Annotated in this window: 17 protein-coding genes; 6 read left to right on the forward strand and 11 right to left on the reverse strand. The window is 62.8% G+C overall.

The window, feature by feature from the left end:
* Window positions 1-4: 4 nt before the first annotated feature.
* Window positions 5-877 (forward strand): NAD(P)-dependent oxidoreductase, encoded by an 873-nt coding sequence (locus tag AAEO81_RS20745; RefSeq protein ID WP_341958816.1) that lies wholly within the window; start codon window positions 5-7, stop codon window positions 875-877.
* Between the two features lie 336 nt (window positions 878-1,213).
* Here AAEO81_RS20745 and AAEO81_RS20750 read toward each other — a convergent pair whose 3' ends face one another.
* The 6 genes from AAEO81_RS20750 to yghX form a co-directional block, all read right to left on the reverse strand.
* Window positions 1,214-2,059: a hypothetical protein gene (locus AAEO81_RS20750; protein ID WP_341958817.1), complete on the reverse strand. Its 846-nt coding sequence runs from the start codon at window positions 2,057-2,059 to the stop codon at window positions 1,214-1,216.
* A gap of 19 nt (window positions 2,060-2,078) precedes the next feature.
* Window positions 2,079-4,046: a tetratricopeptide repeat protein gene (locus AAEO81_RS20755; protein ID WP_341958818.1), complete on the reverse strand. Its 1,968-nt coding sequence runs from the start codon at window positions 4,044-4,046 to the stop codon at window positions 2,079-2,081.
* On the reverse strand, window positions 4,043-6,163 hold the full coding sequence (locus AAEO81_RS20760) for a glycosyl transferase family protein (RefSeq protein ID WP_341958819.1): 2,121 nt from the start codon (window positions 6,161-6,163) through the stop codon (window positions 4,043-4,045). The genes AAEO81_RS20755 and AAEO81_RS20760 overlap by 4 nt, the downstream gene beginning before the upstream one ends.
* A gap of 12 nt (window positions 6,164-6,175) precedes the next feature.
* On the reverse strand, window positions 6,176-8,383 hold the full coding sequence (locus AAEO81_RS20765; protein WP_341958821.1) for a cellulose biosynthesis cyclic di-GMP-binding regulatory protein BcsB: 2,208 nt from the start codon (window positions 8,381-8,383) through the stop codon (window positions 6,176-6,178).
* A 179-nt stretch (window positions 8,384-8,562) separates the two neighbouring features.
* The gene (wecB, locus tag AAEO81_RS20770) at window positions 8,563-9,795 is read right to left on the reverse strand and encodes a UDP-N-acetylglucosamine 2-epimerase (non-hydrolyzing) (protein WP_341958822.1); all 1,233 of its coding nucleotides are present in this window, start codon (window positions 9,793-9,795) and stop codon (window positions 8,563-8,565) included.
* 1,099 nt (window positions 9,796-10,894) lie between these two features.
* Entirely contained in the window at window positions 10,895-11,782 is an 888-nt protein-coding gene (gene yghX, locus AAEO81_RS20775; RefSeq protein ID WP_341958824.1) for a YghX family hydrolase, read from the reverse strand.
* 378 nt (window positions 11,783-12,160) lie between these two features.
* Between yghX and AAEO81_RS20780 the strand changes: the two genes are divergently transcribed.
* Complete coding sequence (locus tag AAEO81_RS20780; RefSeq protein WP_341958825.1) at window positions 12,161-12,472, forward strand: hypothetical protein; 312 nt, start codon at window positions 12,161-12,163, stop codon at window positions 12,470-12,472.
* 102 nt (window positions 12,473-12,574) lie between these two features.
* On the opposite strand, the gene AAEO81_RS20785 is transcribed toward AAEO81_RS20780, so the two are convergent.
* Complete coding sequence (locus tag AAEO81_RS20785) at window positions 12,575-13,459, reverse strand: LysR family transcriptional regulator (protein ID WP_341958826.1); 885 nt, start codon at window positions 13,457-13,459, stop codon at window positions 12,575-12,577.
* A gap of 113 nt (window positions 13,460-13,572) precedes the next feature.
* On the opposite strand from AAEO81_RS20785, the gene argC reads away from it, so the two are divergent.
* The gene (gene argC, locus AAEO81_RS20790) at window positions 13,573-14,496 is read left to right on the forward strand and encodes an N-acetyl-gamma-glutamyl-phosphate reductase (protein WP_341958827.1); all 924 of its coding nucleotides are present in this window, start codon (window positions 13,573-13,575) and stop codon (window positions 14,494-14,496) included.
* A 6-nt stretch (window positions 14,497-14,502) separates the two neighbouring features.
* On the opposite strand, the gene AAEO81_RS20795 is transcribed toward argC, so the two are convergent.
* Entirely contained in the window at window positions 14,503-15,405 is a 903-nt protein-coding gene (locus tag AAEO81_RS20795; RefSeq protein WP_341958828.1) for a LysR substrate-binding domain-containing protein, read from the reverse strand.
* A 308-nt stretch (window positions 15,406-15,713) separates the two neighbouring features.
* Between AAEO81_RS20795 and AAEO81_RS20800 the strand changes: the two genes are divergently transcribed.
* Both AAEO81_RS20800 and AAEO81_RS20805 read left to right on the forward strand, forming a co-directional pair.
* Window positions 15,714-16,685, forward strand: coding sequence for a DMT family transporter (locus AAEO81_RS20800; RefSeq protein WP_341958829.1), 972 nt, complete (start codon window positions 15,714-15,716; stop codon window positions 16,683-16,685).
* 33 nt (window positions 16,686-16,718) lie between these two features.
* On the forward strand, window positions 16,719-17,873 hold the full coding sequence (locus tag AAEO81_RS20805) for a gamma-butyrobetaine dioxygenase (RefSeq protein WP_341958830.1): 1,155 nt from the start codon (window positions 16,719-16,721) through the stop codon (window positions 17,871-17,873).
* 145 nt (window positions 17,874-18,018) lie between these two features.
* Here AAEO81_RS20805 and eutC read toward each other — a convergent pair whose 3' ends face one another.
* From eutC to eat, 3 genes are read right to left on the reverse strand one after another with little or no spacing between them, the layout of a single operon-like run.
* Window positions 18,019-18,840 (reverse strand): ethanolamine ammonia-lyase subunit EutC, encoded by an 822-nt coding sequence (gene eutC, locus AAEO81_RS20810; RefSeq protein WP_341958831.1) that lies wholly within the window; start codon window positions 18,838-18,840, stop codon window positions 18,019-18,021.
* Between the two features lie 12 nt (window positions 18,841-18,852).
* Window positions 18,853-20,244 carry an ethanolamine ammonia-lyase subunit EutB gene (locus tag AAEO81_RS20815; RefSeq protein ID WP_341958833.1) on the reverse strand — a complete coding sequence of 464 codons (1,392 nt, stop codon included), beginning with the start codon at window positions 20,242-20,244 and terminating at the stop codon, window positions 18,853-18,855.
* A gap of 30 nt (window positions 20,245-20,274) precedes the next feature.
* Window positions 20,275-21,627 carry an ethanolamine permease gene (gene eat, locus AAEO81_RS20820; protein WP_341958834.1) on the reverse strand — a complete coding sequence of 451 codons (1,353 nt, stop codon included), beginning with the start codon at window positions 21,625-21,627 and terminating at the stop codon, window positions 20,275-20,277.
* 471 nt (window positions 21,628-22,098) lie between these two features.
* On the opposite strand from eat, the gene AAEO81_RS20825 reads away from it, so the two are divergent.
* The gene (locus tag AAEO81_RS20825) at window positions 22,099-23,157 is read left to right on the forward strand and encodes an AraC family transcriptional regulator (protein ID WP_341958835.1); all 1,059 of its coding nucleotides are present in this window, start codon (window positions 22,099-22,101) and stop codon (window positions 23,155-23,157) included.
* The last annotated feature ends 239 nt before the right edge of the window (window positions 23,158-23,396 follow it).

Below are 23,396 nucleotides of genomic sequence, written 5' to 3' on the forward strand. Positions count from 1 at the left end.
TCGGATGAAAATCGGTTTCTTGGGACTGGGCAACATGGGTCAGGCCGTCGCGGCCAATCTGTTGAAGGGCGGCCACGAACTGGTGGTCTGGAACCGCTCGCCAAAGGCCACTGAGCCATTGGTCGCACTGGGCGCCAAGGCGGCAACAGACCCGGCGCAGGCGTTCGCCGTTGACGTGGCGTTCAGCATCTTCGCCGACGACAAGGCGTTGCGGTCGGTGTTGCTGGATTCAGGGCTGCTGCAACAGCTCAAAGGGCCGCTGATCCACGTCAACATGGCGACCATTTCGGTGGAATTCGCCGATGAGCTGGCTGCACTGCACAAGGCTCAGGGTGTGGATTACATTGCGGCGCCGGTGTTGGGTCGGCCGAATGTGGCAGCGGCGGCGCAGCTCAATATCCTGGCTGCAGGGCCTGTACAGGCGCTTGCCAAGGTTCAGCCGCTGTTCGATTTGATCGGTCGTAAAACCTGGCCGCTTGGGGAGAAAGCGTCGGCCGCGAACGCGATGAAGCTGGCGGCCAACTTCATGATCGTGTCTGCGGTGCAGGCAGTCAGCGAAGCGGCGGTGCTGGTGACGCGGCATGGTCTGGCGTCGAAGGACTTCGTCGAGCTGATTTCCAACACCATCTTCCCCGGCCCAGTGTATGCGGGGTATGGCGGGTTGATCGGTGAGCGTCGGTATGAACCGGCAGCGTTCAAGGCGGTGTTGGGGTTGAAGGACGTGGATTTGGTGCTGGCGGCGGCCCAGCAGGTGTCGGTTGAGATGCCGACCGCCGAGCGGGTCCGCGCCAATTTGCAGGACGCGGTGGATCACGGTCAGGGGGAGATGGATTTGGCAGTGTTGGCTGAAGTGGAAGAGCGGCGTAATCCGCGGTGATGGGATTGCGGTGGGTGTGAAAGGTCACAGCGATTCTGATTCTGGCCGAAGGCCGTAGATACTGGCTTGCCTGCGATATGCCGGGCACCGGCAGTAGAATCAACGCATGCGGTGTGTCTGGCGAAGCCGAGGGAGTCTGATTTTGCTGCCTCTTCGCGACAGATCGCGAGCAAGCTTGCTCCTACGGCCTCCGGCCAGAATCAAAAGCGTGAACCGTGCCTCAATCCGCTTCTGCCGAAGGCGTGGGAGCCAGCTTGCTCGCGATCGGCCCGGGGTCGCGCCCGACCGAAGCGGCAGCAAACCCTGAATACGCGGTGCCTGTGACAAAACGCCCGCTTACCTCGCCAACCCCTCCACCACGTCCGGCGGGACGTAATGCGGGCCGTCGAACAGGTAGAGCGGGTAGCCCCAGTACGCGGCGAGTTGCGGCTTGAGTTCATCGACGGTCGCCGGTCTGAACCCTCCGCCCACTTGCGGGCGGAAGGCTTCGACGATGATTTTCACCCGCTGTTTCCCGAGTTTTTTGCGCAAGGCGTCGGCATAGGTTCTGGCCACGGGCGCGGTGCGGGCGTAAACGCCGACGCCGTCTTGAAAAAAGACACCGATGTCGTCCGGCAGCCAGGTCTTGAGCCAGTCAGCCGTCGCCTCGGGTCCGATGTTGGCGCCGTCGTAGACGCTGATCCACAACGGCCTCGGCAAGCGGGCCAGTAGCGCGGGCAGTTCCTTGGCGCGGCTCCAGCTGGGGTCGACTTCCGCCGGAAAATACCAGCCCGTCACGTTCAGCGGCGTCTTCACCTTGGCCAGCCGTTCGGACAGCGTCGCCAGTTCTTCGATGTTGTCCCGCGAACGGTTTTCACTGAAGAACCCGGCCAGCCCGACAATCGCGTCCTGCGCCCAAGGCGCTTTGGCGATGCGCGCCCAGTCCGGCAGCACCGGCACTTCAGGCAGACCAGAACCCGGGACGAACGCCTGCCCGTCCACCGCCGTCCACTGCACCAGTAATTCGCGCACGCCCAGTTTCTGCCAGTCCCCGTGAATCCCCACCGTGGCGTTGTCCGGCTGCCAGACGATGCCGACGATGTTCGGCCGCGTGTCTTGCCCCAGCTCGTAGAGCGCATCGATGGCCACGCCCAGCACGCCGATGAACAGCGCGGCGAGGGAAGTCTTCAGCAGGCGTGACATGGCAGATCCTTGCAAAACGTCACCACGAATAGGTCATGCGGGCAAAGACGCCTTGCGCGCTGTCATCCCCGAAAATCTTCTCCCGGTACTGCACGGAGAAGTCGATGTAAGACTGCGGCGCCTTGTGTTTGGTTTCGCGGAACCAGTAGCGCACCCCGATCCCGACCCCCGCGCCCCCGGCGTTATCGGAGGACGTTTTGTTGCGGCCCAGCGCATCGACCGAGCTGTGCATTTTCGAGTCGTAATCCGCCGCAAGGACGACGTGCGGGAAGATCACCAGACGCGGGCTGACCCGGTCCAGGCGAATGCTGCGCCCCAGTTGCCACTCACTGTTGAAGTAGTTGCGCTTGTCCCGCAGGTAGCGCCCGCCTTCGGCGTAGAACTGCGAGGTCCACCAGCTCGGCACATCGACCCGCAGGTCCGTGCCAATGCTCGAACCGTAGCCCAGACGCACCAGCCAGTCGCCGCTGACATTGCTGCCCGCCAGCGGGAACGTGCGCTCGAACGCAGCCATCACGTTGTATTCGGTGAACGGTTTGACGCGAATCCCGACCGCGCCTTGCAACGCATCCAGGCCTTTGTCGTTGCCGCTTTCCTTGTTCCACAACGTGTCGGTCACTCGACCGTACAGCTCGACGAAGCGCGCATCGCGATAGCCTTCAGGACGCCAGAAAATTTCAGTGCTGTTCTGCACACTGTCGTTGCTGCTGCTCGGTGCGCCGCTCAAACCATTGGAGGTGCTGGCGCCGCGATAGGTCGTGGTGTTGGTCACGCCCCAGACGCGAGACAGGTCGGACACCGCGCGTCGGGTGTCGAACACTTGTTGATCCGGCATCTGCAGATCGCCGGTCTCCTGATAATCCAGCACGCGCTTGAAATAGGCGATGGCCTGCACGTCGTCCGGCGCACGCATGGCGCTGTAGGCGGCGTCCTGGGTTTCCTTGGGGCTCAGGCCTTGGGTGCGGTCCACGCGTTTGAATTCCGCCAGCGCGCCGCGATCATCCCCCGCCTGACTCAGAAAGTAGGCAATCTGCACTTCGTCGCCACGCTTCAGCTCGCCCTTGGCCCGCGCCTGTTGCATGCGCGCCAAGGCCTCTTTCGGTTGACCCAGCGCCGCATACAGCGACGCCTGATCACGCAACGGCAAGGTGCCGACGGCCAGCGCCTGGCTGAAATCCTGCTGCGCGCCGCGCTTGTCCCCCAAACGCATGCGCATCTGCCCGCGCTGGGCCAGCAGCGGCGCGTCGTTGCCTTTGAGGGCCAGTGCTTCGGTGGCGGCTGAACGGGCTGCCGCGTATTGCTCCTGAGCGATCAGCGCGCTGACCAGCAGGCGTCGGTAGGCGATTTCCTGCGGGTACTGGCGCACCACGTCGCGGGCGTAGCTGACGGCGGCATCGTTGTCGCCACGGGCCAGTGAGGCGTACCCCGCTGCGGCGATGTTGACTGCCCGTTGTTCGTGCAGCGCCTCTCGACGACGGGTCAGTTGCGGCGAGTCCCCCAGCACGGCCACGGCGTCGTTGATGGCGGCTTCGGCCCCGTCCAGGTTTTGCTGACGTTGCAGGGCTTCGATCAGCATCATCCGGTAGTCCGGGTTCTTCGGCGACTCGGCGATGGCTTTTCGGGCGAACTCCGCCGCCCGGTTGTAATCGCCGTTGGCGTAGGCCCGCAACGAGCGGTCGCCGTTCTGGAAGCCCTTCTTGTTGCCGGGGTAACGCTCGGGGTGATCGCGACGATCCTTGTCCCGCTCCGCCAGCAGAATCAGTTTGCGCAAGCGGTCAACATCGGCGCGCTGACGCAAGGCTTCCTGGGCCTTGGCGATGGCCAGGTCGTAATCCTTGTCGTTGTAGGCGGCGTAGGCCTGATTGGCGATCTCGAATGCCGGGCCGGTCAGGGCCAGCGGCAGGATCTGCGGTTGCGTGGTCGAGTTGAACTCGGCGTGGCACAGCGCAGGCAGGACGCTCAGGCCCAGAAAAAGTCGAAGTCTCATGAGGGCTGCTCCGTTGAGGCGTCCGGTGAGGAATGGCGGTGTTGCCGGGCCACGGCCTGCTCGATGGTTTCCCGCGACAGCACGCCGGTGTCGACGAGGTAATCGCCGATGCGGCCATGCACATGGGGCCGGTACTGCAACATGGCGCGGTTGAAGGTCTGCCGGTCCAGCAGGCCCTGCTCGATCAGCAGGTCGCCCAGCAGTGGCGTGGCCGATGGCAGCGGCTGACCCGCCACCACGTCGAGGCGACGTAATTGCTCGACGATCTCGCTTTCCCGGGCAATCAGTTGCACGGGCTCAGCGCCCATCTGTTCGGTGATCTGCTGCACGCCTTCGTCCGACAGGGGGCTGGCCACGGCGACTTCAGGGCGGCCGTCAATGTCCAGCGCCAAAGGCACGACGCGCCAGCGCAGGCAGAACTCATCCGCCAGCGCCGACTGCGGTTGCACTTTGGCCGCGAGGTCGAACACCCGTGGCAGGTCGTTCTGGAAGGCGATGGCTTCGGCGAGGGTTTCATCGTCGAGCCAGCCGTGGCTGAGCAGGATGCGGCCCAGCGGCATTTGCCGGGTCTGTTGTTCGTCCAGCGCGCTTTGCAGGTTTTCGTCGTTGATCGCCTGCCACGACAGCAACACGCTGCCGAGTTTGCGCGGCGCACGGGCCACCAGATCGGTGGAGGGGAAATCGTGCATGGTCTTGTCCCAGACCAGTTTGCGATTGAGGACCTTGCCCACCAAAAACAGACGCCAGGCCCGAGCGGCGGCCATGAAATTGACGAAGTTGCCGACCACCATGCGCGGCATCGACAGCAGGCCGTGCTGCCAGCCGTAGATGATCGTGGTGAAGTAGCAACGGTGGGCCATGCGCCACAGCAGCGCGATGCCGTTGGCCGCCAGCAGGAACCCGACGAAACCGTTGGTCTCGAACGGCGTCGGGAAACTGGTGTTCCACAGCCCACTGGCGCGCAACACGATCAGCGCCAGCAACTGCGCGAGGATCAGGTAAGCGATGATGCTGACGAACGACGTGACGATGCCTTTGCGGTCGCGAAACAGCAGATAGCGGTTGGCCAATGAGCCGCTCCAGCCCATCTGCTCCCAGCCTTGCAAGCCGATACCCAGCGTCCAGCGGGCTTTCTGCCGGAACGCCGTGCGGAAGGTGTCGGGAAAGAACTCCCGCACGCAGAGCGGCATTTCCAGCGTCGATTCGTACGGCTCGCGAAACCAGGATTTGCGCAGCACCCGGTACTGCACCGGGAAACGCACGAAGATCGCGCTCATGCCGTAGCGCGCCAGTCGCGCGCCCACGTCGTAGTCTTCGGTGAGGCTGTCGGTGTTGAACGGCTGGTTGGTGTTTTCATCCGCCAGCACTTGCAGGGCGCGGCGCGAGAAACAGGTGCCGACGCCCGCCGATGGCACGCTGTCGGTCATGCTTTCCCGCACCACGAGGTCCTTGCCATGCCACTCGGCAAATTCGTCCATGTAGGTGCCTGCGACCCACTCGTACCAATTGCGCTCCAGCGACACCACCGGCAGCTGGATCATGTCCTTGCGCGGCAGCAGGTAGTTGAACAGGCGCATTTCCAGCGGGTGTAGCACGTCTTCGCTGTCGTGCAACACCACCCCGGCGAAGTTCACTCCGTGGGTCTTTTCGTAGAGAAAGATCGCCTGAATCACCCAGTTCAGACAGTCCGCCTTGCAGGTCGGACCCGCGTGGGGCACTTCCACCCGGTGCAGCTGTTTGTAGCGACGGCGCATACGCTCGACTTCGTCGATGGTGCGCTGATCGTTGACGTAGGTGCCGACGAAGACCACGTAGTTCTGGTAGTCCAGCGTCGAGACCATGTTCTCGATCATCGGCGCGATGACGTCGTATTCCAGCCACGCCGGGACCATGATCGCCAGCGGCTGCTCGTCGCGGGCGATCAACTGTTCAGGGGTCAACGGACGGTAGCGCCGCTCGGCCGTGAACTTGCGGTAAATGCGCCGCGCCCAGTACCACAGGTCGATGAACAGATCGTCCAGACTGGAAATCAGGATGATCGCCGCGACCACGATGGTCGCGACTTCCAGCGCGCTGTAGTAATGGGCCAGCCAGTAGGGCCAATAAAGCGAGGTCATCGCGGCTCCCGTTTACTGGCGATTGCGACGGGCGCGGTGGCCGGCCAGCAACAGCAGAAGGAAGGCGATCACGGCCGCAGGAATCAGCCACAAGGCCGACGGTTTACGCCAGGCGTCGAAGCCTTTCGGTTCTTCGTCGTCGATCATCTGGCTGCCGGTCGGGTCCTTCGCGTCGAAGGTGGTCAGCGGGCCGTTGTCACCCAGCACCGTGACGTTGCCGCGCTCCAGCAGGACCGGGCGAGCGAAGTTCGGCGCCTGTCCGCCGAGGGTGCGGTAGATCATGCCGTGCTGACTGCCCGAATCGACCACTTGCAGGGCGGCCAGGTGATTGAGGGTTTTCAAGTCCAGCAGAGTTTGTTCCTTCTGGTTGATCAGCAGGTGGCCTTCGCCGTTGACCTGCACCGATTCCGTGCTGTCTTTAACTGGCACTTCGAAGGCGAGGAACGATTTGTCCGGCGACAGCGCGGCCTTGGCGTCGCTGTTGACTTTGAAGTCAGCGCGCAACGGCGACACACCACTGGCGCTGGCGATGCGGATCACTTGCGGCAGGCTGGCCGCCGGGCGGTCGAGGTAGCCTTGCGGGACAACGACCTGAGCACCCGCCGCGAAGCGTGCGGCCATGCCAGAGAAGTCGCTGTCCAGCGGCGCCTTGTCCAGGGTGATGTGGCTGCTCGGCAGGACCGCAACCGGGAACGCTTGCGGCGTTTCACGGCACAGGTCGCTGACCGGCTGACGCTGGAACGACACACGCAGAATGTTCTGCGAACCCAAGGCATAACGCGGAATGCGGGCTTCGATGCGTTCTTTCTGGCCATCCGCATCGAGCTGTTTGGCGCCGATCAAATAGTCGTTGAGGAACAGGCTGGCAATCGGTGGCGTGCCGGAAGCGCCAGGTGCAGCGGACACGTCCACCGCCGCACTGACCGGCACGCGCCCGTCGTAGGCCACGGCGCCCAACGGGAAGCTCGCGCTCCAGTCGGTCTTGGCCAGCACATCGACGCTGCCGGGCTTGCCGCCCAGTCGGCTCAACGCCACGCGGCCGTCTTCGCTCAGGGGCATGTTGGCTTCTTCGCCGACGGTCAATTGGCGAGTGCGGGCGAGTTTGTTCCAGGCGGCGCTGAACAGGCCGATGGCTTTTCCAGCGGCGTCCTGATTGATCAGCAGCAGCGGGTGCGCGCCGAGCATGGCCAGACGCACGTTGTCAGTGCCCGAGGCCAGCGCGCCATTGACGTGACGGTCGCGCCATTGTGTGAACGCGCTGCCCGCCGAAGCGTCGAGGCGTTGAATCTGTGCCTGCAAGGCGTCCAGCGATTCGGTCACCGCCTTGAGCAACTGAGGGTCGTTGATGGCCAGGTCGGCATTGAGCGCCGGGGTCTGGCCCAACACCAACAGGGCGCCGATCTGCGCCGGGTCGTCGAGGGTGTGCAGGCCCTTGCCGTCGAGGCTGGCGAAGGCCGGGATCTGTTTGAGTTCAGCCGGGATGTTCAGGTCCCCCAGCTCGATGCTGTCCTTGACCGACGGGAACGACACGATGCGCGCCTGCTTGCCGATGCGTTCCACCGCCACGCCGAGACGCCAGGCGGCGTCGTAGCTGGCACTGGACAAGGCACCCGGCGCAACCAGAATCCCCGGTTTGCCCGGCAGCGCATTCCACGCGGCGCCAACGTCTTGCAACTGGCTGGCGTCGAAGCTGTAGCTCAAACGGCTGTGGGGATCGATGCGCAGCACGTTGCCGATGGCGCGCTCGTCTTCGCATTGCACGCGGGAAATGATCGACGACCACGCCACGCCCAGACGCACCGAGCCACTGTCCCGGGGCGACTTGTCGACCCCGATCGTGGCGCTGGCGTCGCCCTCCCCTTCGTTCAGTCCGAGGGCCCGCACCGGGTAACCGTCCAGCGACAAGAGCAGCGTGTTGCGCCCAGATTCGCCATTCAGGTAGCTCGCGTCGAAATGCAGCGTGGCGTCGGTCAGCGGCACGTCGGCGGGCACGGGGAGGTACAGCTCACGACGAGCGTCCGTGGCGTTGAGGATGATCGGGCGGTCGATGCCCAGGTCCTTCAGGTCAATGACCCGCTGCTGACGGGTATCAGCAGCCAGACGGCTGATGGCCTGGCTCAACGGGCTCTCGGCGGCGAAGGCAGGCGCGACGGCCAGCAGGCTCATGCCGCAGGCAAGGGCACTGAGCGCCCCCGAGTGAACGGTAACGGAAGACTTCATTCAGGCAGATCTCGGTCAAAAATCGGACGAAACACGGGAGACCGGCGCACGAAAGACCCGGCCGACCTGGTCAGCCGTGACTTGTTCGCGGGGCTCGCGGCACGGGGCTTTCTATATGGGCGCTCTACGCCGAAGGCTGAACGCCACGGCAGGCGTTCAGCGGGCGCTCACTGTCGTCGCTAATGCAGACTGGACACCGAACGCAGATGAGGCTGCGGGCGCTGCGCCTCGACGGATTCGGATCGCCGGGCGGGCGTCTCCACCACGAATTCGTCCACCGGCCGGCCCATCAGCGCATCGACGATGCGCGAGCACGCCTTGCCGTCGCCATAGGGGTTGGCCGATTGCGACGCCATGCGCCACAGGTGCTCATCGTCATACAGCGCGCACACGCCACGCACGATGGCGTCGGGGTCAGTGCCCACCAGCCGCACTGTACCGGCGGCCACGGCTTCCGGGCGTTCGGTCACGTCGCGCATCACCAACACGGGCTTGCCTAGGGACGGCGCTTCTTCCTGCACGCCGCCAGAGTCGGTCAGCACCACATGGGCCAGCTGCATCAGGCGCACAAAGGACAGGTAGTCCAGCGGTTTGATCAGGTGCACATTGGGCAGATCGCCCAGATGCTCGGTCACCGGCCCCAGCACGTTCGGGTTCAGATGCACCGGGTAAACGATCTGAATATCGTTGCGACTGGCCAGTGTGCGCAGCGCTTTGCAAATGTCGAGGAAGCCGTCACCGAAGTTCTCGCGACGATGCCCGGTCACCAACAGCAACTTGCGACTGGAATCGAGAAAGCTGAATTGACGGTCGAGGGCGACGCGCAACTGGCGGTTGCTGTCGATGCGTTCGGCAGTCATCTCCAGCGCGTCGATCACTGTGTTGCCGGTGACGAACGACGTGCCCTGCAACCGCTCGCCCAACACGTTACGGCGAGACTGGGCCGTGGGGGTAAACAGATGATCGGAAATCAGATCGATGCTGCGGCGGTTCATCTCTTCCGGCCACGGCTGATGAATGTCACCGGTGCGCAGACCTGCTTCGATGTGCGCCACCGGAATCCGCCGGTGAAACGCCGACATTGCGGCGACCATCGCCGAGGTGGTATCGCCATGCACCAGCACCTTGTCAGGCCGGGCGGCTTCGAGGACCGGGTCAATGGCCGCATAAAGCGCAGCGGTCAGGGTGTTCAGCGTCTGCCCTGGCGTCATCACGTCGAGCGTGTAATCGGCCTTGAGCTCGAACATGTCCAGCACCTGCTGCAGCATGCTCTGATGCTGGCCGGTGATGCAGATCTGCGAATCGATGCCAGGTTCGGCAGCCAGCGCCTTGACCAGCGGGGCCATCTTGATGGCCTCCGGGCGTGTGCCAAAAATCGACAACACCTTGAGTTTGGGGTGAGCTCGAGCCATTCGTATTCCTCCCGCGCATTTGCATGCGCCGCACGGCAGCGTACTTGCAGCGAAAGTGCTCAAGTCGCTCGAAAGTTTTAGTAATGGTCGGACGGCGGTAATCGGAAATTCAATTCGATGTTCACTTCACTGTGCAACTGGAGCAGTCCTTAGTGCCCGAAACAGGACAGATTATTAGCAGATAAAAAACACATTGCAAAAGGTTTTATAACACTTTTAACAACTTACGCGATGATTAAACTTTTATCGAAAAGAAGGGTCAATGTAAGGTTTGGCATTGCGCCATCACCCATACAGCGGGGGCTTCAGGACAGGGATAGAGTGTGCGCCAGTCCACATTTGAATGTAAAGCGTTGAACTTATTGGGGATTAACAGTGTCGCGGGCGAACCTGCCAACACCACAGGTTAGTTACAGTTCAATGTAGCAGTGATTACCGAACAGGGATCCAAAGACAGACGACCGGCTCCGGCAACTTTCAAATCATTGACGCCATAGAAGTGACAGAAAAATTGTATACATCGTTTCTAGAGCACTTGGCGACAAGTTGCGCAGGATACACGTAACAGCGGCGGAAGTGTTGTTTTGTGATGAGCGGAAGTTTGAAGAACATATCAATCAGAACACCCTCAGTCGCAGGCCACACAGCAGCCCCCATTGTGGGCGGCATTCCGAAGAAAAAATGGATCTGGCGGTGGAGATGTGGCGGCTGTACCGGCCATTCGCGAATAAATTCGCTCCCACAGGGGAATCGAGGTGTGCCAGAAAATTCTCCGAATCCGCGAAGAGCGTTAGCTCCAGCCAAAAGAGCTTTTCTTACGCGACGGTTCAGACGCCGCAGAACGCGACTTGGGTGCAGGCCGAACGCAGGCGGCGCGGAGTGGGCCGAGCGGCATGGATGCCGCGAGAGCGCCGCAAGGACATGGATGTCCGTTCGGCGCGGGCCCACGGAGCGTCGCCGGAGTGAGGGAACCCTGACGAAGTCAGGGCCAAACCAGGAGCAGGCACCCTTGGTTACTTGGGGGTGGTGCGGCAATCCGACTTTTCCAAGTAACTCGCCGAAGGCGAAACCTTCTGCCCCCAGGCAGAACCGATGTCGCTCACACCAAATACTTGTTAAACCACGCCACCGTCCGATCCCACGCCAGCTTCGCCGCCGCCTCGTCATACCGAGGCGTCGAATCATTGTGAAAACCATGATTCGCACCCTTGTAAATATGCGCCTCATACGTCCTCCCCGCCGCCTTCAACGCCTGCTCATACGCCGGCCAGCCATCCGTAATCGGCTTATCCAACTCCGCGTAATGCAACAACAGCGGCGCCTTGATCCGACTCACCTCCTCCGCCTTCGGCTGCCGCCCATAAAACGGCACCGCCGCCGACAACTCCGGATACGCCACCGCCGCCGCGTTCGCCACCCCGCCGCCGTAACAGAACCCGGTGATCCCCACCTTGCCCGTCGTCGCGTGATGCCCCATCAACCACTCGATCCCCGCGAAGAAATCATTCATCAGTTTTTCCGGATCGACCTTCGACTGCAGGTCCCGCCCCATGTCATCGTTGCCGGGATAGCCGCCCACCGACGACAACCCGTCCGGTGCCAGCGCCACGAAACCCGCCTTCGCGACCCGCCGCGCCACGTCCTCGATATACGGGTTCAAGCCCCGGTTTTCATGCACCACCAACACCGCTGGCACCTTGGCCGACGCCTTCGCCGGTCGCACCAGATAGGCCCGCACCTGGCCATTGCCCTTGGGCGACGGGTACGTGATGTACTCGGCCACGATGTCGGGGTCGGTGAACGCCACCTGCTCGGCGAGCGCGTAATTGGGGGTCAACGAAGCAAGGATGGACGTGGCGGTCAGGCCGCCCAGCGTGAAGACCGCCGCGCGGTCGAGAAACTCACGGCGATTGATTTTGCCGTGGACGTAGAAGTCATACAGCTCCAGCAACTCGGGGGCGAAATCCTTGGCAGTGAGACGGGTCATCTGTGCACTTCCTCAGCAATGGTCGAATAGCCACCGAACCTGAACCCACCGGCGCGACGGCGCTGCAATGAGCGCTCATTAAAGCAGCGTTTCAGACGCTTTGCTGCTCCACGAATCGGCCTGTCAGCAGAGGTTCAGCAGCGCCGATCCGAACGATCACAATTACTGGCAACGTGCTAGTAGCCGTTTCAGAAATGAGAACAGCGTCACGCTATTGGATCCCTTCAATGTTGCGAAGCCCTCTCAATGCCCCTATCGTCTCTGCCTCGACAGCTGCCGGAGCGCTTAACCCTGTCGGTTTTCAACAAAATCAAGAACAACACGGTAGATATTTCAGGCGCGCCCGTGCCTGAACTTTATTTGGGATGGAGAGTGAAAATGACTACATGGAAATTGCGCGCCGTAATGATCGCGGCGATGAGTGTGCTGTTGTCGGCGTGTGGTTCTGCGCAGGTCAACATGACCGAAGTGCAGACCGCGACGGCGAAAACCCTGGGCCTGGCGTCCTCGGATGAGATCACCGTCACTAACATTCAGTACGCCAAGCAGAACGCCCTCGGCGGACAAAAACTGACTTACGACGCCACCACCGCGCGCGGCCGCAAGTTCGCCTGCAGCGCGTTCGTGATTCCGGGGCTGACCCCTCTGGACAAAGCCGCGTGGAACGACGGCGAATGCCACCCACGCTAACACCCGCTGACGCGCGTCTGTACACGTAACAGCACCTGTCGATGGCGATGACCGCTTCAGGCATCGCCGCCGACAAACCTCTCTCTCGCAAACCCGCCATCACTACCACGCCTGCAACCCCCACAGCACCTCCAGCACATGCCCGGTCGAACGCTCCACCTCCCCAGCCCGGTGCGCGATGCCCAATTCCCGCGACAACGGCGGTTGCAACGGACGCATGACAACGCGACTGTCCGGCAACGGCGTGGACGCTTCGTGGGGCAGCAACGTCGCGCCGTAACCTGCCGCCACCAGGCTCTTGATCGCGTCGTTGTAATTGAGCTGAATGCGCGGCGTCGGCTGCGGTCCTTCATTGGCGAACCATTCCCCCACTTGGCGCGAGAGCCGGGTCGAGGGGTCGTTGAGAATCAGCGCCTGCCCGGCCAGCCACGACGGCGTGATCACCTCGGGACTGTCCCAACGCGCGGGCAAAAACGCCATGACCGGGTCCCGCCGCCACGGCGTGATGCGCAGGCCTTTGACGGGCGGTTGCGGCAACGCGATCACGCCGATGTCGAGGCTGCCATCGGTGAGTTTGTGCAGGGTCTGCTGCGACGTCAGCACAGCGACTTGCACGTCGATGCCCCCATGTCGGAGGCCGAGGGTTTCCAGCGCCTGAGGGATCAACTGCGCGATCACCCCGGTGGACGCCCCCAGCCGTACGCGGCCCGCCAGTCCCAACACCTGACGTTCGACGTCTTCGAGCGCCTGTTCAGCATCGGCCAGCAGACGCCGCGCCCGTTCGATCAGGGTTTCACCGATGGCCGACGGCTGCACCTTGCCTCGGGTCCGCGAGAGCAACGCGCCGCCTACCCGCGCTTCCAGGTCGGCGATGTGCAGGCTGACCGTTGGCGGCGCCAGGTTCAACACCCGCGCCGCCTCGGCAAACGAGCCGTGATCGGCAATCGCTACCAAGGTGCGCAAACGGTCGAGGCTGATTTCGCGCATGGGGTATGTATCCTTCAGAAAAGCTGACGATCAGCATCATAAAATTCAACTTCTCCTATCCTACGCCCTGTCGGAAGATGATTGCCATCAACGGCATTCAGCGAGACACCGACATGACCCTTCCTGTGGTTTTCATCGACGGCGACCAAGGCACCACCGGCTTGCAGATTCACCAGCGGCTGCAGGGGCGCACCGACCTGACCCTCGTCACTTTGCCTGCCGAGCAGCGCAAGCATCCGCAAAGCCGCCTGGCCGCGCTCAACACCTGTGACATCGCCATTCTGTGCCTGCCGGACGACGCCGCCCGCGCCGCCGCTGCCAGCATCGAGAACCCGAACGTGCGGGTGATCGACGCCAGCTCCGCGCACCGCACCGACCCGGAGTGGGTGTATGGCTTTGCACAGATCAGCGCGGAGCAACAGGCCGCCATCGCCTCGGCCAAGCGGGTGAGCAATCCGGGTTGCTACCCCACCGGCGCGGTAGGCCTGTTACGGCCGCTGCTGGACGCGGGTCTGGTGCCACGCGACTACCCGATCACGATCAACGCGGTGTCGGGGTATTCCGGCAAAGGGCGCGCCGGGGTCGAGGAGTTCGAAGGGCAAGATGCCGCCCAAGCCACTCCGTTCCAGATTTACGGACTGAGCCTGGCACACAAACACGTACCGGAAATTCAGCAGTACAGCGGGTTGTCCGAGCGGCCCGTGTTCATTCCAGCCTATGGCTCTTTTCGCCAGGGCATCGTGCTGACCATTGCCCTGCAAGTGCGTTTGTTGGCGCCGGGTGTGGATGGCGCAGCGCTGCACGCGTGCCTCGCGCAGCATTACGCAGGCAGCGGGTTTGTCGAGGTGATGGGCATGGACGAGGCGAAAGCGCTGTCCGGGCTGGACCCACGGGCGCTGAATGGCACCGATAAATTGCGCCTGATGGTCTTCGAAAACGCCGGGCACGTGATGCTGGCGGCGGTCTTCGACAATTTGGGCAAAGGGGCGGCCGGGGCGGCGGTGCAGAACCTCGACCTGATGCTCACCGGGGCTTGACCTTCCCTACCGCAATTCGGCCTTCAGCCACGCCACCAACAGGCTCGCCTCCTCACGGCGCGCCTGACCGTGGCGGCGGTAGACCGACAGCGCGTTGTCCAGGTGCACGCTCTGGGTGAACGGCGCGATCAGGGCGCCGCTGTCGAGCATGCGCTGTGACGTGCGTCGCCAACCCATCGCCAGGCCATGCCCTTCGACCGCCGCATGCAGCATCAGCGAGTAGCTGTCGAACGCCAGCCCCCTCGCCTGTTGCGGCACGTCAACGCCGAACGTCGCCAGCCAGGTGTCCCATTCCAGTTGATAGACCGGCTGCGCATCGTGGTGCAGCAGCGTGTGGCCGTGCAGATCGTCGAGAGCGATGGGCAGCATTCGCCCGTTCGCATAGGCGGGGCTGCACACGGGAAAGACTTCATCGGCCGCCGTGAACAGCAACGGGTGCAGGCCGTGGTCGCGGTTGCTGCTCTGCATCGCCACGTCGAAATAGCCCTGAAAGTCGGTCAGTGGATTGGCCCAGGTGACCATTTTCAGTTCGATTTCCGGGTACTGCTGATGGAAATTCGACAGCCTCGGCATCAACCAGTGAAACGCCTCGCAGGGCTGACACAGCAACACCACTTCATTCTTCCCCGCCACCCCGCGCAGCCGGTCCGAGGTGCTGGCGACGTCGCGCAATGCATTACCCAGCGTGAGGTTGAGCTCGCGTCCCGCATCGGTCAGAAACACCGCCCGATTGCGGCGCTGAAACAGGGCGATGCCGAGGTCATCTTCCAGCGCCCGAATCTGCCGACTGACCGCCGCTTGAGTGAGGTTAAGCTCCTCGGCAGCACGGGAAAAACTCAACAGCCGAGCCGCCGCCTCAAAGGGCAACAGACTGGCCAGTGGCGGGAGGGATTTGCCGAGCTTATTCATAATTTCAGGTAATACATCGCGACGAAGACATCATTTGTAGCACAGCGGGGTGGATCGGCAAGATGGCGCTCAACAGGACTTACGCGTGCCCGCTTCTGGCCGAAGGCCGTAGGAGCGCTGCCTGCTTCTGCCGAAGGCGTAGGAGCTGGCTTGCCTGCGATCTGTTGCGAAGCGACAGCAAAATCTGGCGACTCCGATTTGCCTGACACTCCGCATGCGCATGATTTACTGCCGGTGCCCGGCAGATCGCAGGCAAGCCAGCTCCTACGCCTTCGGCAGAAACGCGACCTTCATCGACAGGAGCTTCCATGCCCACATCACGCTCCACCCTCCTCCAAGGCGTCGCCTTCGCCGTGCTGGCGACGCTGTGCTGGGCGAGCAATTTCATCTCGCCGTACGTGTTGCAGGGCTACAGCATTCAGGACTTCATGCTCGTGCGTTTCATGATGGCCGGGCTGATCGGCGTTTGTGTGCTGCCGTTCTACCGCGCCCAGCTGCGGGGCCTGCGCCCTCGGCAGTGGCTGACCGGCATGGGCCTCGGTGTGGTGGGGTATTTGGGCTACAGCAGTTGCATCGCGGGTGGAGTGATCTACGGCGGGCCGTTGCTGATCGCCGCGTTCATCGGTGCCGTGCCGGTGTTGCAGGCCTTGCTTGGCAATGCGACACAGCGTTCGCTGCGCTGGGGTCAGTTGGCCGTGCCGGTGACGGTGCTGTGCCTCGGGTTGGTAGCGATCAATCTGAATCTGTTGAACGAATCCGCCAGCGGTCCGACGCAGTTGGGGCTCGGCCTGGCCTTTTCCTTCGGAGCGGTGCTGTTGTGGCTGTCGTTCAGCGCGGTGAATCAAGCGGCGATGGTGCATTTGCACACTCAGGCGACGGCAGCGTGGACCTGCCTGATGACCATTGGCGCAGGGCTTGCTGCTGTCGCGCTCACCCCATTGGCGTGGGCTGCGAACCTGTTGCGTCTTCCGGTTCTTGGCGCGACCACCCCCGACGCCCTGCACCTGTACGGCTGGGCCGCGTTGATCGCGCTGCTGTCGTCGGTGATCGGCGCCGGGGCCTGGAACGTCGCCTCGCGACGCCTGCCGATGGTGCTCTCCGGGCAATTGATCGCACTGGAATCGCTGTTCGCCAGCCTGCTCGGTCTGGCGTTCCACGGTCGCTTGCCGAGCATGGCCGAAATGCTCGGGCTGGTGCTGATTCTGATCGGCACTGTGTACGCCGTCCGGGTCATCCTCGCGCCCACCCACCTCGCCTCGGAACAACCCGCCACGCCCTGAACCTCGCCCCATCATGCCCAAGGAGCCTCGTCCATGAACGCCATCGCCGACTACCGCACCTACCCGCTGATCAGCCCGCTGCTCAGCGTCACCGCCACGCCCGAGCTGATTGAAGTGCTGTGGGCTGACCAGCGTCGCAGCCCCTTTCACCTGCTGTGGCTGCGGGATAACTGTCCCTGCGAGGCGTGCGTGTACAGCGTTACCCGTGAGCAGGTGTTCGAAATCGCCGACGTGCCGCTCGACCTTGGCGTGCGCGCCGCCGATATCGATGAACTCGGCGCCCTGAGGGTGGTGTGGCAGGACGGCCATGAAAGCCGCTTCGACCCTGGCTGGCTGCGTGCCCATGCCTATGACGATTACTCCCGCGCGGAACGGGAAGCGAAACGATCGTGCAAACAGCGCTGGGTCGCCGGACTCGAATTGCCGGTGTTCGACTATACGGCAGTGATGGAAGACGACAACGCCCTGCTCGACTGGCTGCTGGCGGTGCGCGATATCGGGCTGACTCAGGTGCGCGGCGTGCCCACCGAACCTGGCTCATTGAGCCCGTTGGCGCGACGGATTTCGTTCATTCGCGAAAGCAACTTTGGGGTGTTGTTCAACGTGCAATCCAAGGCCGACGCGGACAGCAACGCCTACACCGCCTTCAACCTGCCGCTGCACACGGATTTGCCAACGCGGGAATTGCAGCCGGGTTTGCAGTTTCTGCATTGCCTGGTGAACGACGCCCAAGGGGGTGACAGCCGTTTCGTCGATGGCTTCGCGGTGGCCGAGGCCCTGCGGATGGAAGACCCGGAGGCGTATCGATTACTGTGTGAGGTGCCCGTGGAGTTTCGCAACAAGGACCGGCGCAGCGATTACCGCTGCCTGGCCCCGGTCATCGCGCTGGACGCTTGTGGGGAGGTGTCGGAGGTGCGCATGGCGAATTTTCTGCGCGGGCCGTTTGACATCGAGCCTGCGCTGATGCAGCCGTATTATCGAGCCTACAGGCGCTTCATCGAGATGACCCGCGAGGCCCGGTTTCAGTTTCGCCAACGACTGGAGGCTGGACAGCTGTGGTGCTTCGACAACCGCCGCACCCTCCACGCCCGTGACGCCTTCGACCCCAAGAGCGGGGCGCGGCATTTTCAGGGGTGTTATGTGGACCGGGATGAGTTGCTGTCGCGGATATGGGTGTTGCAGCGGTGATCGTGAGTGTCCCAATCCCTCTGTAGGAGCCGGCTTGCTGGCGAATGCGGCAGGTCTGCACTGCGTTGGGTGACTGACACTCCGCCTTCGCCAGCAAGCCGGCTCCTACAATGAATGGCGGTGTGTTCGGATCATGTGTTCGGCATCACCCGCCAATCAAAAAATTCCCCGGCCGTCCGGCTTCGCTGCCTTCCAGCACCGGCACTTGCGCGTCATCTTTCAATTTCACCCCGGACAATTGCCGGCGCCAGGCCTCGCGCATGAGGTACAGCAACTTGTGCGCGGCCATGGCGTAGCTCATGCCTTCCAGCCGCACATTGGAGATGCAGTTGCGCGCCGCGTCGTTCAGACCGACCCGGGGCGCGTAGGTGAAATACAGGCCCAGGCTGTCGGGTGAGCTGAGGCCGGGGCGTTCGCCGATAAGGATCACCACCATCCGCGCCTTGAGCAGTTCGGCGACTTCATCAGCCACGGCCACGCGCCCCTGTTCCACCAACACCACAGGCGCGAGGCTCCATCCCTCAGCCGCCGCCAGTTCATCAATCCGCGCCAGCATGGCCGGGCTGTGACGTTGCACGGCCAGCGACGACAGCCCATCGGCCACCACCACCGCCAGATCGAACCCCTTCGGGTGCGCCTCGGCATACCCACGCAACTGCTCCACCGAATCCGTCGACAAGCGCCGCCCCAAATCCGGCCGTTGCAGGTAGATGTTCCGGTCTTGCGCCGAGCTGTGCACGGTCAAGGTTTCCCGCTGGCGCCCGTTCAACTGCTCGCTCAACGCCGCGTGATCGAAGGGCAAATGCACGGCATCGCGGGCCTGGGCGTGGGCAAACTGAAAATCCAGCTGTGCCGCCGTCGGCAGGCTGGTCCCGGCGTGCCCCAAGGCAATCCGCGCCGAGGTCAGCGAGCGTAACTGCTGCCAGGCGTCGGCCTGGGCAGGTGTCTTGTTGTGGTCGTCACTCATGGCCAAACGTCCTCACTGCAACTGCGCCAGCGCCTTGCGAAACAGCGGCGGCACGCCCTGCCCCAACCGGACGCTGTTGTCGTCCTGACGCAGGATGTCCATGCGCGTCAGCCATGCCTCGAACTCCGGCGCCGGGCGCAAGCCAATGGTCTTGCGTGCGTACAGCGCGTCGTGGAACGAGGTGGTCTGGTAGTTGAGCATCACGTCGTCGGAGCCGGGAATGCCCATGATGAAGTTGATCCCGGCGACCCCGAGCAGCGTCAGCAGCACGTCCATGTCGTCCTGATCGGCTTCGGCGTGGTTGGTGTAGCAAATGTCGCAGCCCATCGGCACGCCCAGCAGCTTGCCGCAGAAGTGGTCTTCAAGCCCGGCGCGAATGATTTGCTTGCCGTTGTACAGGTATTCCGGGCCGATGAAGCCGACCACGGTGTTGACCAGAAACGGGTTGAAATGCCGGGCCACGGCGTAGGCGCGGGTCTCGCAGGTCTGCTGATCGACGCCATGGTGTGCGTTGGCCGACAGCGCGCTGCCTTGCCCGGTCTCGAAATACATCAAGTTATTGCCCAGCGTCCCGCGCTTCAAACTCAGCCCCGCTTCGTAGCCTTCGCGCAGGATTTCCAGGCTGATGCCGAAGCCGCTGTTGGCCGCTTCGGTGCCCGCGATGGACTGAAACACCAGGTCCAGCGGCACGCCTTTTTCAATCGCCGCCACCGATGAGGTAACGTGGGTCAGCACGCAGGACTGGGTGGGAATCTCGTAGTGACGGATCACGCCGTCGAGCATTTTCAGCAATTCGGTGATGGCGCTGATGCTGTCGGTGGCCGGGTTGATGCCGATCATGGCGTCGCCGTTGCCGTACAGCAGGCCGTCGAGGACGCTGGCGGCGATGCCGGCCGGATCGTCCGTCGGATGGTTGGGCTGCAAGCGGGTCGACATCCGCCCGCGCAGGCCCACGGTGTTGCGGAAACGGGTGACGACGCGGATCTTCTGCGACACCAGCACCAAGTCCTGCACGCGCATGATCTTCGACACCGCCGCGACCATTTCCGGTGTCAGCCCCGGCGCCAGCGCCTTGAGGCTGGCCTCGGTGGCGTCGTCCCCCAACAGCCAGTCACGAAAGCTGCCGACGGTCAGGTGACTGACTGTCGAGAAGGCCGCCAGATCGTGAGTGTCCACGATCAGCCGGGTCACTTCGTCCTGTTCGTAAGGGATCAACGCTTCGTTGAGGAAGCGCTTGAGCGGCACGTCGGCCAGGGCCATTTGCGCCGCCGCGCGCTCGGCATCGCTGGTGGCGGCGACTTCGGCCAGGAAGTCGCCGGAGCGTGCGGGGCTGGCCTTGGCCATGAGCTCCCGCAGGCTGTCGAAACGCCAGACCATGCCACCGATGCTGTGGGAAAAACTCATCGCCCGCTTCCTCTCTCACTACCGAACGGATTAACCCGCGACCGCGACCACGGCGCCACGGCCACGCACCACTTTGCAGAACAGCGCACCCACGGCCATCAAGCCGATGAAGATGCCGCAGATGACCAGATTGAACCACACCATCGCGATCAGACAGACCACCGCCAGCACCAGCGCAATGCCCGGCACGATGGGGTAGCCCGGCGCCCGGAAACTGCGTTCGAGGTTCGGCTCGCTACGACGCAGTTTGAACAGGCTGAGCATGCTGACGATGTACATCACAATAGCGCCAAACACCGACATGGTGATCATCGCCGCGGTCAGGGTCATGCCTTGCAGATTGACCAGACCGTCGCTGAGGATCGCCAGAATCCCGATCACGCCGCCCGCCAGAATGGCACGGTGTGGCGTCTGGAAACGTGACAATTTGGCCAGGCTCGCTGGCAGGAAACCTGCGCGGGCCAGGGCGAAGAACTGACGGGAGTAGCCCAGAATGATGCCGTGGAAGCTTGCCACCAGACCGAACAGGCCGATCCACACCAGCATGTGCATCCAGTTGGAGTTGTTGCCGACCACGGCTTTCATCGCCTGAGGCAACGGGTCGTTGATGTTCGACAGTGCGCGCCAGTCGCCCACGCCACCGGCGAAGATCATCACGCCAATCGCCAGCACCACCAGCGTCAGAATGCCCGCCACGTAAGCGCGAGGGATGGTGCGCTTCGGGTCCTTGGCTTCTTCGGCGGCCATGGCGGCGCCTTCGATGGCGAGGAAGAACCAGATCGCGAACGGGATCGCCGCGAAGATGCCGCTGATCGCGGGCAGGCTGAACGTGTCGGAACCGGCCCAGCCGCCCAGCACGAAGTTGCTGAAGCTGAAGCCTGGCGCGACGACGCCCATGAACACCAGCAACTCGGCGACGGCCAGCACCGTCACCACCAGCTCAAAGGTAGCGGCGATGCTGACGCCGAGGATGTTCAGGGTCATGAACACGATGTACGCGCCGATGGCCGCGACTCTCGGGTCCAGCGACGGGTATTGCACGTTGAGGTAGGCACCGATGGCCATGGCGATGGCCGGGGGCGCGAAAACGAATTCGATCAACGTCGCGAGGCCCGCGATCATCCCGCCGGTCACGCCGAACGCCCGCAGGCTGTAGGCGAACGGGCCGCCCGCGTTCGGGATTGCGGTGGTCAGTTCAGTGAAGCTGAAAATGAAACAGGTGTACATCACCGCCACCATCAGCGTGGTGACCAGAAACCCCAGGGTGCCAGCGGTGCCCCAGCCGTAGCTCCAGCCGAAATACTCGCCGGAAATCACCAGGCCCACGGCCAATCCCCACAGGTGCAGGGTTCCCAATGTCGGTTTGAGTTGTGTAACAGTCATGTGCGTGCACCCCGGTAGCCAATCGACGGAATTTGCCTGACGTCGAGCATAGCCACAGGTTTGCGGCCAAGGCTTGACCCTGCAGCGCGCGGTTTGTCGTGTGCGGTCAAGTTTTCCGGCTATTGGCACGGGATGCGCCATGCTGGCGCGCGTTGAGCGCGGTTTGCTTTATCTCGGGTCATGTTTGACGGGGTTGGGTGGCACCTCAGTACCCATTGGGGTGGGTCGATGGGTAGCAGCTACTGAGCAGCGCATCGATTCTCAACCCGTTACACCTGAGTAGGAGTGAGCTTGCTCGCGATGACGTCGGTACATCCAATGCACCTTTAGCGTTCGTCCGATAGCTATCGCGAGCGAGCTCACTCCTACAGGTTCGTCAGCGGATTGCTAAAGGTATTGGCATTCATCCGTAACAAGGTACGACATTTGCTTGAATGAAATTCATACAGACCCTGAAGGCCGCTCACGTCCATGCTTCAGACCCTCATTCCGCAGGCCACGCCGAACACCTCCCCCGCCAGCAATCGCGGGGTGTTGTCGGCTGCCGCCAACGGTCTGGACGGGTTCATCGTGCAGCATGGCGGTGATCTGGATCGGGTGTTCGGCCGCTCCGGCATCGACCCCGAACAACTGCTGCACCCGACCCTCAGCCTGCCCCTCACCAACTATTGCAAGGTGCTGGAGGAAGCGGCTCGGCAAACGGGCTGCGACAATTTCGGCCTGCGCTATGGCCAGCAGTTCCAGCCACAGGCGTTGGGTTTGCTGGGCTACATCGGGCTGTGTTCGCCGACGCTGGAAGCCGCGCTGATCAACTTTTCCGAGGCCTTCCCCTTTCACCAACACAGCACGCTGATCGAGCTGGTGGATCAGGGCGAGTGTTACCGCTTCGATTATCAGGTGCGGCATGGCGCAATTCACGAACGTCGCCAGGACGCCGAGCTAACCATGGGCATGGCGTTGAACCTGGTGCGCCATGTGTTGGGGCCTGACTGGGCGCCTCGGCAAGTGGCCTTCGAACACGCAAGGCCGCAGGACTGGCACGAACACCGCGACGTGTTTCACGCCGACGTGCAGTTCGCCCAAGGCTGCAATTCGCTGCTGATTCCCAAATCAGAATTGATCGGCAAGACGATGCCCGGCAGCGATCCGATTCTGCTGATGTTGATCAAGGACGCGATTCGCCAACTGGGAGACAACGGCAGCGAAACCACGCTGCTGGAACGCGCCCGACAGACCATCCTCGCCACCCTGCACTTGGGTGAGCCTGCCCTTGACGAGATCGCCCACAATCTGGGCCTGTCGGAATGGGCGCTGCAACGCAAACTGCGCGACCACGGTTTGAGCTTCACTCAACTGGTGGACCAGATCCGCCAGGAAACCGCCCTCGCCCACCTCAAGCAGCAAAGCCTCAGCGTCACCCAACTCGCCTCGCTGCTGGGCTACTCTGAAACCAGCGCCTTCTCGCGAGCGTTCAAGCGCTGGTTTGGGGTGAGTCCGAAGCAGTGGCGTGGGGCTCAGTCGGTTTCCTGATTCCGCTCAAACACCTATTTTGAACTCCATACGATGTGATTCTGGCCGCAGGCCGTGGGAGCTGGCTTGCCTGCGATCTGGCGCGAAGCGGCAGCAAACCCTACAACCCCATCTGCCTCGCACACTGAATATCCCCATTTTGCTGCCGGTCCCCGGCAGATCGCAGGCAAGCCAGCTCCTTGTATCTCGACTCTGGCGTTTCATCGCGCCATAGTTCTCGACTGATCATCGAGGGAGAG

Source organism: Pseudomonas sp. RC10, assembly GCF_038397775.1.
In the GTDB taxonomy this organism is placed as follows: Bacteria; Pseudomonadota; Gammaproteobacteria; order Pseudomonadales; family Pseudomonadaceae; genus Aquipseudomonas; species Aquipseudomonas bambusae.